The 14,301-nt window shown below is 46.4% G+C and carries 11 protein-coding genes; 1 reads left to right on the top strand and 10 read right to left on the bottom strand.

Features of this window, described 5'->3' with window-relative positions; all coding sequences use genetic code 11:
- Positions 1-4: 4 nt before the first annotated feature.
- From FXV77_RS06785 to FXV77_RS06760, 6 genes are all read right to left on the bottom strand, one after another.
- Positions 5-481: an adenylyltransferase/cytidyltransferase family protein gene (locus FXV77_RS06785; RefSeq protein WP_148918465.1), complete on the bottom strand. Its 477-nt coding sequence runs from the start codon at positions 479-481 to the stop codon at positions 5-7.
- A gap of 87 nt (positions 482-568) precedes the next feature.
- Positions 569-1,204, bottom strand: coding sequence for an HTH domain-containing protein (locus FXV77_RS06780; RefSeq protein ID WP_148918464.1), 636 nt, complete (start codon positions 1,202-1,204; stop codon positions 569-571).
- A 13-nt stretch (positions 1,205-1,217) separates the two neighbouring features.
- Entirely contained in the window at positions 1,218-1,721 is a 504-nt protein-coding gene (locus FXV77_RS06775) for a helix-turn-helix domain-containing protein (RefSeq protein WP_148918463.1), read from the bottom strand.
- 73 nt (positions 1,722-1,794) lie between these two features.
- Positions 1,795-2,307, bottom strand: a complete 513-nt coding sequence (locus FXV77_RS06770; protein ID WP_148918462.1) for a hypothetical protein — start codon at positions 2,305-2,307, stop codon at positions 1,795-1,797.
- Between the two features lie 169 nt (positions 2,308-2,476).
- Positions 2,477-3,718 carry a DUF4374 domain-containing protein gene (locus FXV77_RS06765; protein WP_148918461.1) on the bottom strand — a complete coding sequence of 414 codons (1,242 nt, stop codon included), beginning with the start codon at positions 3,716-3,718 and terminating at the stop codon, positions 2,477-2,479.
- A gap of 12 nt (positions 3,719-3,730) precedes the next feature.
- The gene (locus FXV77_RS06760) at positions 3,731-5,917 is read right to left on the bottom strand and encodes a TonB-dependent receptor plug domain-containing protein (RefSeq protein ID WP_148918460.1); all 2,187 of its coding nucleotides are present in this window, start codon (positions 5,915-5,917) and stop codon (positions 3,731-3,733) included.
- 116 nt (positions 5,918-6,033) lie between these two features.
- Between FXV77_RS06760 and FXV77_RS06755 the strand changes: the two genes are divergently transcribed.
- On the top strand, positions 6,034-7,221 hold the full coding sequence (locus FXV77_RS06755; protein WP_148918459.1) for a PepSY-associated TM helix domain-containing protein: 1,188 nt from the start codon (positions 6,034-6,036) through the stop codon (positions 7,219-7,221).
- A 52-nt stretch (positions 7,222-7,273) separates the two neighbouring features.
- On the opposite strand, the gene FXV77_RS06750 is transcribed toward FXV77_RS06755, so the two are convergent.
- The 4 genes from FXV77_RS06750 to FXV77_RS06735 are packed head-to-tail and all read right to left on the bottom strand — an operon-like array spanning position 7,274 to position 14,156.
- Positions 7,274-8,413: a cellulase family glycosylhydrolase gene (locus tag FXV77_RS06750; RefSeq protein ID WP_148918458.1), complete on the bottom strand. Its 1,140-nt coding sequence runs from the start codon at positions 8,411-8,413 to the stop codon at positions 7,274-7,276.
- A gap of 20 nt (positions 8,414-8,433) precedes the next feature.
- Positions 8,434-9,630 (bottom strand): sialidase family protein, encoded by a 1,197-nt coding sequence (locus FXV77_RS06745; RefSeq protein WP_148918457.1) that lies wholly within the window; start codon positions 9,628-9,630, stop codon positions 8,434-8,436.
- Between the two features lie 18 nt (positions 9,631-9,648).
- Positions 9,649-11,175, bottom strand: coding sequence for a RagB/SusD family nutrient uptake outer membrane protein (locus FXV77_RS06740; RefSeq protein WP_148918456.1), 1,527 nt, complete (start codon positions 11,173-11,175; stop codon positions 9,649-9,651).
- Between the two features lie 11 nt (positions 11,176-11,186).
- A complete protein-coding gene (locus tag FXV77_RS06735; RefSeq protein WP_222867729.1) occupies positions 11,187-14,156 on the bottom strand; it encodes a SusC/RagA family TonB-linked outer membrane protein in 2,970 nt (989 codons plus the stop codon).
- Positions 14,157-14,301 lie beyond the last annotated feature (145 nt).

Raw genomic sequence — 14,301 nt, 5'->3', positions numbered from 1 at the left:
CGAATTACTTTTTCCCGTTTTTCTCTACTTCTTTATCGTACACAATCTTACGAAGACCGGAACTGGAGAAGCGGTGGTCACGACTGTTGAAATACAGTTCGATGCCTTTGTCTTCACAGTATTTACGTCCGGTAAAATCACGGTCTTTATATTCGTCGCCTACGATGCGTACATCCAGCTTAAATGAGCGGAGGATATCTTCCAGATCTTGCTCGGTAGAGTAAGGTACGATTTCGTCTACATATTCGCACCCGCGCAATTGGATGTAGCGTTCTACGACCGTTTGTGTGGGCGCATTTTTTTCCGGACGATCCAACGTGGGGTCCATCTGTAACCCACAGATTAAATAATCGCACTGACGCTTTGCCTCAGCCAGCATCATGATGTGCCCGGCATGTAATAGATCAAAAGTTGAAAACGTGATTCCGACACGGGGGCCTGGATTATAATCCTCTTTTTTCTTCACTACTTTTTTTTCCATAGTTTTTCTAACTGTATGATAATATATCCTTCTTTATGCTATGACGAGGCAGACTTCGCACCGCTATTAGCAATAAAAGTGCCAATGTTACTGATTTATCTTCCAGTAGCCACCTTTTGCTGGACCGATACGTTCTATTTTATTTTTCTCTTGTAACTGTTTAAGATATCGCTGTACTGTACGTGATGTCATCTCAAGGCGGTCTGCCATTTGAGCTGCAGAATACTTATTATTCTCACGAATAAGTACTAATATCCTATTCTCATTTTCTACGACATTTCCTACGACATTCTCTACGACATTTTCTACGACATTTTGTTTTAACCCCTCATTTACTCCCTCATTTACACTAACATTCGGAACACTTAGCGGGATCACCGTCTTGAAAACATCGCCTTCTATAAATAAAGGTTGAGCACCCGGGGTGTATATGGGCGTATACTTATATACATTGCGCACGCCAGATCCTAATTCATCAACCCATCCTATTTCCTTGAAGAAACGGGCAATGACAGGATTTTTGGGATATGGCGTAAAATTATTTGGATCAATGTTTCCAATACCTTGCGCACGATTCCAGTTTTCTGTAATTACCTGATCCTTTTCAATAATCAATTTTGCCGGATATGCATGGCCAAACTCTCGATGGATCAGTAAATTGCTGATAACTTCTCTAAATACCCGATCCCGCAGGCTGATATACTTGATTTTATCGATGTTCACGTTTCCTTATATGCTATTTTTTATACACCACAATGTAACTTCCGCTCGTGGGCTTTTCAAACTGGAGGTCAATTTTCTTGTTAATTAATTTCTCCGTCTTCGCTGCGACATTCCGGAGATAGGCCTCATCCAGAGCTTCTCCCAATACGACGATCTCGAGCTGCTTAGACTCCTGCCCTTTGGCGTAGGCCCCCACTAACATCACCTGATGCACATCACCCGCCCGCTCCATCACCTGATCGACGACCTTGTCTACGCCCAAAAAAGAATGTACTAACCGTTGTACAGGACTGAACAACGGATGTAGGGTATTCGCCTGATATAGCACCTTCTTCTGCTCCTGCTTACGTTCTAAGAAACCAGCTTCTGTAAGCTGGTTGAGTTCTTTGCGAATGGCATTGGTCGATTCGTCAAACTCCTCCGCAATACCGCGTAGGTACCCCGTATTGCCTGCTGATACAAAAAATTTGATCAGTAACTTTAATCTCGTCTTGGAAGTGATCAACGCACCTAACATATACCTCGTATAGATTGAGCAACAAAGGTACTCGATGATTTCGTAAAATGCAAGTTATTATTTTGTTAACTCTTCACGTTAATGCCGTCATACCAGCTGTCGGAGCATTGTCTGATGGGGTATCATTAGAAAATGAGCCAACGGTATACGGCACATGGGCCTTAAACGGTTTTGCATTGCCTTCACTGTCACTTATCCATCCCGATAGGTTAATATGTATTTTTTTTCCATCCAATCGCCGTAAGGTATGGCGGCGGATACGGAAACTGGCAGACAGCAACTGCTGTTCACCGGATTTCCCTTTAAAATAAAGCTTGTCAAGGGATGGTACATGAAATGCCGGATCACTGAAAGATAGATGCTTGATCACGATAGCTTTGATATGTTCTTCACTTCGGTAAAGATGGAGCATCACCGTTCCCCGACGCATGTGATCATAAGCATCCTCCGATTCGTGAAATTGTACCTCCACCACCATATCCAACATTTTTTTGTAACGCTGATATTTACGTATTTCGTTAATAACAAATAGAAAAATAAGCAACAGAGCGAGCCCTGCAAGCACCGAATAGGTTAAGTTGTCCATAGTATAATTCTTGTAGATTGTAGTGGCCCAAAGGAAAGAAAAATACGTGATAAACAATAAAAAACCAAGGGGGACAAATGGTGGACAAATAGAATTTTACATTGTTGTAAAAAGAAAAGCCAGTGCCCATTTAATGGTGCACTGGCTATTTTATGATTTTTTAAGATCTTTACTTGGTAAGCTTACCGATACCCTTGATGTAAGTCGCTTCGATTTCAACACCTTTTTTTGCCGTTGCTGTCGGGATGTCAACTTCGTAGACATTTAAGGAAGCTCCTACCTTCGCGGGTAAATATGCTTTATCCCCAACAACAAACGCCTCTTCGGAGTAAGTATATACCGGCGAGTTTTGTACGGCTGTGATCGTTTGCTCCACCAAATCAACAATCACATATTTGAGATCGGTCTGATCCCATTGATCCGTGGTTTCTTTTGTATAGATCTGTCCCAATAATTTGTTGTTTCCAACATAGGTTGCTTTGATTAATTTTCCACCATTTGGGATACCCGTTGTTTTAAAGTAATAATCTTCATCAAACTCGTCGGTTCCGGCCTTGATTTTTAGGATGGCAGGGTCTTTCAAAGTCGTTTTATGGTCAAAGCCATACCCAGCATGAAACAGCGTGTACATATCTCCTGATTCGGTTAAAAAGATACCCGAACGTGTTAAGGTAGCACCGGCCGGGCCTGTACGCGGATCGGTTATCAATTTCTGGAATTGGAAATCAGGATAACTGTACACCGCAACTAAAACCTCATCGACTTTCGGTGTGGCCCAATCCGCGCCCATAGGGAAAATCGTCTGAAATGCTTGGTTGCCTCTGACGACGATACCACTATTTTTCCAGCCGTGACTATCGTCCGCGGGTTTATAGACATCTTTGGCTGGCACGGTAATTACCTTACTCGCCGGATACGATGCAACATCAACAGTCGTGAACTCTACGTTGCCGTTGAAACTATCATCGGTTGCTAAATTTACGCCCAATAAGGTCTTATCGTTGTTCACGCTGATGTAACCATCGCTGCCATTCTGGAAGACCAGACCTGTCTTTGCCTTTAAGCGGCTATCGGAAGCAATATAGTAGGCGTCTACATTGTTGACACCTAAACCTCCGATCGCGTAAAAGTAATTACCGATGTTGAAATACTCGCGATATCCTTCTTGTAGGATCCCATTGTTCAGAAGTGAAATTTTACCACTTAAAAGATCTTTCGTATGCACGATATAATTAGTGGAATTGTTTTCCGCGTCTGTAATCCCTACACCGAGCACAAACGTTTCATTGCCTTCGATGATCGGGCCGGTACCTTCGTCGGGGCCGGAATTATCATCTTTGGTACAAGCTGCTGCGGAAAATAGCAGCGCGCATGCTAGTGCTGTCTTTGTGTATTGCTTGATTGCTTTCATATCTATGTTGAATTAATTATGTATAAAATATCTGAGTTTTACCATGAAAGAACGTCCCGGTTTCTGCATTCTATAATTATCAAAAAGCCGACTGTCGGTCAAGTTATGACATTCTACCGCGATATTATATCTGCCATTAGCAAGAGCATAGTCTGCCATGATACTATGGGCGAACTGACGTGGTATCATATCGGGATTGTTGGCACCAAGCTGTTCTGGCGTGAGATAATACTCCTCAATGAAATTTAGCAGGTATTGGATGTTGGCCACGCGTCCCTTTCCGCCCACATCTTGTAAGCGTAGTCCTACATCGAAGTTACCAAACAGATACGGTATATTGGGGACTTTGTAGCCATAGTTGAGGTTTGGAGTCACCAAATTACCGCTTAATGTTTCGGTATAGATGAATTCTGTTTTATCAATAATGTTCTGGTAACTGAGGTTGATGCTGCTGTAGAGCAGGTTTTTCCAACTGTAACGGATTTCACCTTCTATCCCGGTGGTCTTGACATCGCCTACGTTGATAAATTTACGACCAGTTGGCTGGTTGCGCGACTGCTCCAACCGGATATAGTCTTTGGAGTTGCGGTAGATAAAATTCGCTTCTGCCTGAACGTTATGATTTTTATGAACGGTAAATGCATACAATCCACCCAGGTTGATATTATCACTTTTTTCGGGCTTCAGCTTTTCATTGCGTATCGTGAAGAGCCCGTCTCCCAAAAGTTCGGTAGGTTCGGGCAAACGGTAGGTATGCTCATAGGAGGCTTTTGCCTGTAAACGTGGAAGAAAAAAATACGTCCCGGCGACACCGTAACCTAGATTATCCTGATTGCTGCTGGTCTCGATATAGGAGGAGGTGTTTTCGATGGTTACATTTTCAAATGATTCGGCATGTAAACCATAGTATTTTGTAAATATATTCGTACGTAACGGCCCGAAACGGCTATCCAATCCTAAGCCGAGGATTTGTTTACGCAGACGCTGCGGCATTTTAAGCGTAACATTATTTGGTTGCTCCACATCGCTCGACTTCCTTTGGAAATCCGTCAGCACGTAGTTCAGTGCCAAGGAATGGTCGGGATGTAGGGCATACGCAAGATTTGTACTGAGTAAGCCTTCGTTGTCGCGTTGTTTTAATTGTGTTCTGCTGCTCTCAGCTCCACCACTCCGGGGTGTTGTTTCCTGCAGCCAGTTATACGTGAGCCCAACCGTGTCAACAAATCCGTTTCTGGTCATGTTATACGCTCCGTAGAGATTGAAGTCAAGGCCTTGGATAAATACATTGTCCTTTTTGTATTTAATGGTCGGGATAATAGACGTACTTTCTCTGGTCCTGGCACCAAAGACCTGCTCCATCGTAACACCGGTCTGTATATCTTTGTCGTTTTGCGCAGCAATCAGCCCTACAAACAATTGATCGGCAAAAGATTTGTCGCGCAGGCCAAACTCCACTTGTCCACCCAGCGAACTATACCCATCATGGAATCGCTCCACTTCCTGCTCGGGAAGCTTCACCCGATCTCGGATAGGCTCGACGTTTACTTTGTAATTATTGTCGGAATAGTTATAGAAGCCGTTAAACCGGAAGGATAATCCTGTTTGGGTATCGGTATAAGCGCCGTTCAAGCCGGCTTTATGGGTGTTAAAAGACCCTACACTATAGGAGGCATCCATGTAGTTGGCATTGCTCCGGGTAATGATATTGATTGCGCCGCCTAAGGCATCGGCACCTAACGATATGGGAACCACTCCTTTGTATACTTCGACGCGTTCGGCCATACTCGCCGGGAAATTATTCAACGAAAGGGACGAACCGAAGTTATCCATCGGAATACCATCCAGGAAGAATTTGAGCGATTTGCCACTAAAACCATTTAACGAAAAATTGAAACTGGACCCTAGCCCACCATCTTCCCGAACACGGATACCGGTGGTCCGGGTAAGCAGCTGGTTAAGGTCTAACGTCGAATTAAAATAACGCTTTGTTTCAATAACGTTGACATTGAATGGTTCTTCCTTTATTGCACGGGCTTCGGTTTTTTTTAGAACGTGTACTTCGTCTATTTGCTTTTGCTGCGATACCGTTTTGGTGGTATCTTGTGCCAGCCCTAAACGGGGGTAGACGAACCAAATAAAGCTTAGTAATATCAGAATTCGTGCACTTTTGGTATGTAGTGTCATCTTTTTTGTCATCATATTTCTACCTATCCGTAAAGGAGTTAGTATATTTGTCGGCAAATATAAATATTATTTAGACTTAATTTAAACAAAAACAGATCGTAGCTGAAAAAAATGCGATTCAATTGTATACTATGCGCGAAAACAAAAGAAAAAAAGAAAAAAAAGCTTTATTCCGTAAGATAAATGACTGGTTACATCTTTGGTTAGGGCTCGTTTCGGGTATTATCGTATTTATTATCAGTATCACAGGCTGTTTCTATGCCTTTCAGCAAGAAATAAAAGATATGATAGAACCTTGGCGATTCGTGGAACAGCAGGCCGAACAGTTTGTGCCACCGAGTCGTTTATTAGACACAGCGGCGGTATATATGCCTGGACAGCGGCCAACTGGACTCACCTATGGTCATCGGGGAGAAGCCGCGGCTGCAGGATATATTGGAATGACAGATGGAAAGGCGACATTTTCCGTTGTCTTTATGAACCCCTATACGGGTGAGTTTATCAAGAAACAAACACCGCGCGGAGGCGACGAATTTAATTTCTTTAATTTTGTCTTAGACGGACATCAAGCCTTATGGCTACCTTACGAAATCGGAAAGCCTATCGTCGGTATAGCGACGTTAGTTTTTGTGGTGTTATTGGTAACGGGCATAGTGATGTGGTGGCCGAAAAGATGGAATAAAGCCAATAGGACTAAGAGTTTCAAGATCAAGCTAAAGGGTAGTTTTAAGCGGGTTAATTATGATCTACACAATGTTTTGGGATTTTATAGTTTAATTTTTGCGTTCGTTCTCGCGATAACCGGATTGGTGTGGAGCTTTGCATGGTTTGATAAAGCGGTGTACTTCGTCTTTTCGGGAGGTGACATTAAACAAGGACACCATCACCCGCATTCCGACCTTTCGAATAGAGATCTGCCTTGGGAGGATGCCTTAAGCCCATTGGATAAAGCTTGGTACAAAACATTGGAAACAGCGGACGATATCAACGGGATGTACATGACGCCCTACCCCGCAGATGACGACGATCCGATAGACATTACCGTTTACCACCTCATAGGCCAGTGGTATGACCATAGCGAATATTTCTACGACCGCTATACCTTAGCGCCATTGGAAATGGATGGTAGTAAATTCCGCGAGGCGTCTTTTGCCGATCAGCTTTCGATGATGAATTATGATATTCATGTAGGCTCTATCGGCGGTCTGCCGGGTAAGGTTTTTGCTTTTCTAATCAGTTTGATCTGCGCCAGTCTTCCTATCACGGGATTTTTAGTTTGGTGGAATAAGAGAAAAAAGAAAACTAGATTGGCTAAGTAGGAGAAAATGCAAAACCAGGTCGCCTCACTTGCGACCTGGTCAATCCAATATCTTATTTTGCTCCGGTTAAGGATTTGATAAGTTCTGTTTCTGCGGGATCGTAAGGGCTTCCGTCATTTTGCAGCACGTCATGAAACCAAACTGGGGGTTCTGCGGTGTAGGTTTGGGTCCACGAGTCCCACGGAAATTTCGTTTGGGTCTCTCCGTCAACGAAGCCCCAGTTGATCATGCCAACGTTATATTTTTTCGCGATGGGTAAAAAACCAGCAAATGTACTGCCGTTTGGCCTAGCCATATATTCCGTACAGAGGATAGGTTTTTCATAACGCTGCAACCACTGGATGCGTTCCTCAAATTCCTCCGGACTATCGTAGTTATGAAACGTTATGATATCCGACTCTTCGACCTGCAATTTCTCGATCGGCTTCATCTTATCTTCCGAAGACCAATCGCCCATCCACACACCCGACGTAATCGGCTGCGACGGGTTGGCCGATCTAGCCCAGGCAAAAGACTGCTTAAGTAAAGGAAGGACAAGCTCAACTTTATCCGGGGTCTCCACTTTTTCGTACGAAGGGCCCGTCATATTATCCGGCTCATTCCAGATATCCCAACCTAAAATCCGTTCGTCGTTTGCAAACCTTTTGACTACCGCTTTAACATAACGTTCCAACCGCGGATATTGGGTTGAATCTTTTAACGCCAACTGGCCAGGGCTTTGTACCCACCCCGAATTGTGTGTAAACGGCGTCGGCTCTCGTTGCTCGCCCAAGGTAAAGAACGGATCCCAGCAAGAATCAAAAATAACTAACAACGTTTTGATATTGTGCCGGTCCGCCAAGCCTAGAAAATGGTCAATCCGGTCAAGAAAACCTACAGAGTCCTGCTCATACAACGCATCATGCAGATAAACCCGCACCGTGTTCATGCCTAACGCTTCTGCCCAACCCAGTTCCCGGTCAATGGTGACGGAGTCGTAGGTTTCTTCTTGCCACATTTCCAGTTGGTTAATCGCGGTGCTTGGCGTGAAATTGGCCCCAATGAGCCATTGCTGATCCTTATACCAAGCATTCGCCTGTTCTTTGGTCCAGATTTGTCGTTCCGAGTCGATGTCTTTCTTTTGTGCTTCGGTACAACTGTTCAGCAGTATACTAAAGAATACTGAAATAAAAATAATCGTGTTTTTCTGCATAATAGTCATTTGTTTAGCTACTAATTTTTGTTGTTGATAAGTTTTCCCTTAACCATCCACACCTCGGTATTACCCGTTCCATAAGCATTGGTACTGGTTACCGCGACGATCGTATTATCGCTGAGCATCGTTACACTATTCCATAAGCAGGATTTGTTGCCCGGAATCAAAAACGGTACGGATTTGCTGGTAAAGTTTTTTGCCTGATCATCGCCAATGACGACTTTCATATCGGCAAAATTCATGTCGTGGGTACGACCTTCCGTGCCTTGGTAAGCCAGGATAGTCTCCCCCGTGCTCAGTTGCCGGATATAAGGTGCTCCGGCATAAACTTCGTTCGCTACAGGTTGCAATAAGGCATAGTTCCGGTTCGGGCTTTCTGCACCGATCGTTGTCGTCCAGTTCTCTTCCAGGCTATTGCGCAAGGTATACGGTTTGAACGTTTGAATAGCGTTATCCTCTATCGCGACCACGATATCCTTCCCGTTATTCAGCAATACAGGAACAGGCATTCCATCCCTTCTGCCGGGGCGAAAACTCACGATCGTCGGATCCGTTGTCCAGTTCGCACCATTATCTTGCGAGCGGATCATGGAGATATTTTGCTCATTGGACTGCGTATACGGTCCTTCGTTAGCAAAAAAGAGCTGTATTTCACCGTCAGGCAATTGAATAGCTGCCGGTTCCCAGCAGCCATTTTCGAACTGGTGACCCGCTTCATATAACACCTTTTCATCGGTCCAGCTTTGTCCGCCATCCGTACTCTTCTTGATGCGTATATCGAATTTCCGTTCTGGGGAAATCGCAAAAGGTCTACCGTTATAGAGCGCGAATAGCGTTTTCTGATCATTTAACAAGAGCAAATCCGGCACACACATATTCGTACCCTCGTCACGGGCCGCAACAACCACAGGTTCCGACCAGCTATTGCCCAGATCACTACTTTTCACGGACACGACGCTGCCATCCGCTTCATAAATGCCAAGTAACGATTGGTCCGGCAACTGGATAATCCGGGCATAGCCGGCATACCGCGTGTTCGGGCCGGACGAAACTTTCCGGCGTGTTTGTTGGTCCCACTGAATATAAACCTCCTCCTGATCCGGCTGGTCCGGCGGCGGCTCCACCGTGGGCGGGTTGTCTTTCCCGCAGGCCACCAAAGAAAGAAACATAAACGTGTTTTGGACGAGACGTCTGAATAAAGTGCAATAGGTCATAGCGATATCTAAAAAATGTTAATAATGCGGATTGTTCGTTGTAAGATTAGGGTTATTGGCGACTTCTACCTCCGGTAAAGGCAAGCGTATATGCTTATCCAATACAAAGTTGTTGAAATCTGGATCCCGTTCGGCCACACGGTCTATACCTGCCTGCGTTTCCAGATCCCCCCATCGTTTTAAATCTGCCCAACGGACGCTCTCGCCACATAGCTCCAAAGCGCGCTCCATTTTCAGCCGTTCCCGGAAGCGGTCTTTATCATTTCCAATATTGGCGTGCGCCATTGCTAAAGGTGCGAGGTTGACACGCGCCCTTACCCGATCCACATATGGATAGGCACTGGCGGTTTGGTTAAGTTCATTTAAAACTTCGGCGTATAACAGCAATACATCCGCAAAACGGATCACCCGGTTATTGACCTCGTTAAAGTAATCGTCCTGATTTTGCTTATAATCCCGTGCATATTTCCGGAACCACGCTTCATCGGCATCCCATTGCCAGCTTCTGCCGTAGATCTTATCGCCAAAATCTGTCTCTAAGCTGGGGTAAAACAAGGAGTAGCGCAAACGTGGATCGATTTCTCCGTCCACCGTCTTTTCTTTCTTAAACTCGTTCACCAGCCAATAGCGCGCCTGTCCGTCCGACCAGCCGATCGAACGGGGTGCAAAAAACTGCGCCCGGCTGTTGCCCATCGCAGAGCTGGGACCATCGCCTGCCACGGTTTTATGCGCATCGGAGAACTGAATTTCGAAAACAGACTCCTTATTGTTCTCATTTTCCGCGCGGAAGTTGTCTTGATAGGCCACTAGATCATAATAGGGCGTTCCCTCGCCGGTGAAAAAGTAATCTAAAGCCGCTTTCGCTTCGTTCCATTTATGCTGCTGCATATAGGTTTTTCCCAATAGCGCCAGTGCAGCGCCCTTGGTGGGCCGGCCGATGTCATTCCCGTTCCACTGCGGCGGTAATGCCTCCGCAGCCTCCGACAGGTCGGTCTCTACCAATGCCCAGACATCCGCCAGGGTACTGGCCTCCGGCGCATCGGTCGGACTTTGCAACGCGGTCACGATGGGAAAGTTTTCCCACAGCAGGGCCGCGTAGTAATAGTAAAAACCGCGGAGGAATTTCGCTTCGGCCAGCAGCTGTGCCTTCTTGTTTTCGTCCGCAAATTCAATCGTGGGTACATGGGTCAATACTTGGTTACACCGGAATATCGCTTTATATGTATCCTTGTAGGTGATAACGTTTCCCTCCAGAAAATTGTAATTGACATACTGAAACCGCGTCCAGTCGGCCAGTTCTATCCAGGGGCTTTTGCTAAAGCCCTCATCGGAGGTAAGGTCCAAGCGGAAATAGATCCACCGCGACCAGGTGCCGGGCTGGTAAAACATATGGTAAATGGCATTCACACCGCGCTGCGCGTCCGATTCTGTCGCCCAGAACTGCGATTCGGTGAGGGTATTGGGATTGTCTTGGTCGAGTAGACTTTTATCACACGAAAGTAAACAAGACACTGTTATCAGGAGACTAAATACTATCTTTTTCATCGTCATAATTGTTAAAACCTAAATTGTACACCTAATGAAACCGTTCTCAGATTCGGGAACACCCCGAAATCATGTCCTTTCTGGAAAACATTGGTATTCCTGAATTCCGGATCAAGCCCCGTGTATTTGGTAAACGTGAGCAAGTTCTGTCCGGATAGCGTAACCTGTGCTTCGCTAAAATAAATCTTGTCCAATAAGCTGCTCGGCAGGCGATAGCTAACACCGATATATTTTAAACGGACAAAGCTGCCATCTTCCAACCAGCGGTCGGTATCCCCCCGCGCATTGATCGTACTCGCGTAATACGCACGGGGCACATCGGTATTCGGGTTTTCCGGTGTCCAGGGTTGTATACCGGCGCGGTAGTTCGTATTGTCGGAGAACATGTCCATTACGCTCCGCGGGCCGTTAAACACCATCGCCCCTACCGAACCAAACCAATCCATGCTGAAAGAGAACTGCTTATAGGAAGCGTTCATATTTAAGCCCACCTCATAATCTGCCCACGCATCACCGACAATGGTTTTATCGGCATTGGTGATCGTACCGTCGCCGTTATGGTCTTTGAAACGGATATCGCCCGGCTGTGCATTCGGTTGGATCACCCGGCCCTCCGCATTTTGATAGGCATTGATCTCTTCGATGTTCTGGAATATGCCATCGGTTTCGAGCACAAACCACATCCCGATCGGCCGGCCTTTCTCCGTAACCGTATTACCCGAGAATGTTCGGTTTTGGCCGTAGCCTAGATCAGTTACCCGATTACGCAACGTCGTGATATTGGCGTTGACACTGTACTGGAAAGGTTTTGTATTCTCCTGATACGTGATAGACAGCTCCACGCCCCGGTTGCTCAGCGTAGCCCCGTTGGTAAAGGGATTACCCCCGTCGTTTCCGGTAGACAATAATAAGGGGTATTGGAGCAGCACATCCTTGGTTTTGGAAATAAAATATTCTGCGCTGACGTTAATCCGGTTATTTAGGAACGCCGCATCAAAGCCATAGTTTTGCTGTATGAGCGTCTCCCAACGAAGATCGTGATTGGCCAGCTGGACCTGTGTTGCGCCCGGCAAGATCACTTGGCCCGGTCCCATCGCGATTGTCGGAAAGGTATTGACGACCGGAATATAGTCGTACGGACCAATGTTGCTGCTACCCAAGGTACCGTAATTCGCCCGCAGCTTCAGATCGTTGATCCAGGAGGCTTGGAAAAAGTCTTCCTGGCTGATACGCCATGCACCGGAAATCGAGGGGAATGTGCCAAATTTGTAGTTATTCCCAAAGCGGGAAGCACCATCGGTACGGATAATACCGTTGACCAGGTATTTATCGGCGTAATTGTATTCAAAGCGACCGAAATAGGATATGATATCCGTCCGGCGTGCGAATCCGCCCGTTTGCGGCTCATTTCCTTGATCAAGCACAGTATAGTAACCTCCGGAAGGATTCTCCAGCATATTGAGCTTGGTCCCCCACATTTGTGCATAGCGATCCCGTTGATAGGATTGCCCCGCCAACACGTTAAGCCGATGTTTATTAAAATCCTTTTCGAAAGAAAGCGTGTTTTCGACAAGGATCGTCGACGATTCTGCCCGGTTCTCATGGTAGCGCGACGGATCCAACGGCTGGTTTAAGGTCCAGCTGCCCGCCTTTCTTAAAAACGTGTGATGGTCCCGGCTGGTTTCATAGCCCAGATTGAAGCGGTATTTTAGGGAAGGCAGAAGCTGCAGTTCCGAAAAAAGATTACCGCGGATGCGGAGATTCGCATTGGTTCTATCTTCCAGATCGGCAATAGCGACCGGGTTTGAACCGAAGGTTCGCGCACGGCGTTCGTCACCGTAGCCATAGCCTCCGGGGTTGTCCGGATTATAGATCGGAATCGTGGGCAATAAACGGAGCACATCAATATAGGGGTTGCCCGACATTTCGTCGACTTTGGCGCTACTGATGGCTAAATTTTCGCCGATGGTAAAAATGCCTTTCCTACTCACGGTGTTGACCCGGAAATTAAACCGGTTAAAATCCGTACTGATAACGGCGCCCTCATTGTCGAAATAGCCGCCGGAGATGAAATAGTTCCCTGCGTCGCTACCGCCCGAGAAACTCATCGTATAATCCTGCACTTTTCCGGTACGGAAAGCCGCATCTTGCCAGTCGGTGTCCACGGTCATGTCCAGATCCTGCCGGGGAACATTCGCGTTGTCGTAAGCCATGTAGTTTAAGCGGGCAAATTCCTCGGTCTTTGCCAGCTCATACCGGGGAGTCGTCTGCAGGGAAGACCTCGCCGAGACTTCGATCTGTGCAGGGCCTTTCTGTCCTTGTTTGGTCGTGATAATAATCACCCCATTTGCTGCCCGCGAGCCGTAGATTGCTGCAGCGGACGCATCTTTCAGGATCTGGATGGATTCAATATCACTCGGATTGAAATCCCGGTTGGCCGTCGTGATAAGTCCATCAACCACGTATAAAGGTGGTGTACCGGAGAAGTTTTTTAAACCCCGGATTTGAATCTGCGCTTCCGAACCCGGTTGTCCGCCGCCGCGCACCCGGATACCGGAGGCTAAGCCTTGAAGGGATTCCGCGACCGTCGTGGCCTGCCTTTTCTGTACATCGGCGACTTTCACGACCGACACCGCGCCGGTGAGGTCCTGTTTACGCTGGGTACCATAACCGACAACGACTACTTCGTCCAGATCTGTACTCGTCGCCTGCAGGGTCACCTGCAGTGGTTGTGCATCGGTTACGGTAACCGACTGCGCCTGGTAGCCGATATGCGAAAATACCAACACCGGTGCAGCAGCCGGGTCGGCAGCAATACGAAAATGACCGCCCTGGTCACTTTGTGTGGTCGTGCTGCTGCCTTTCACCGCAACGGCTACACCGTTTAAGGGGCCGTCTTTCCCTCGGACGGTTCCTGTAATCTGTGCATGTAAGGCAAACACATGCATACATACGATAAAAACAATAATGATCTTGTTCATGTGACTATAAATTTAAAATTGGTAACAGCGAAGTACGTTAATATCGAAGCACGTATTGGTTCAAAATGTATGCAATACGTATCAATTATGCCTATTTTGAGGCTATTTAAGCAGAATTATAAAGCTTTTGCATATTTTGCTTAAA

Origin of the sequence: Sphingobacterium phlebotomi, from assembly GCF_008180195.1 — a bacterium.
GTDB lineage: Bacteria > Bacteroidota > Bacteroidia > Sphingobacteriales > Sphingobacteriaceae > Sphingobacterium > Sphingobacterium phlebotomi.
The sequence above is the reverse complement of the archived record's forward strand: the minus strand, read 5'-3'. Positions and strand labels throughout refer to the sequence as shown.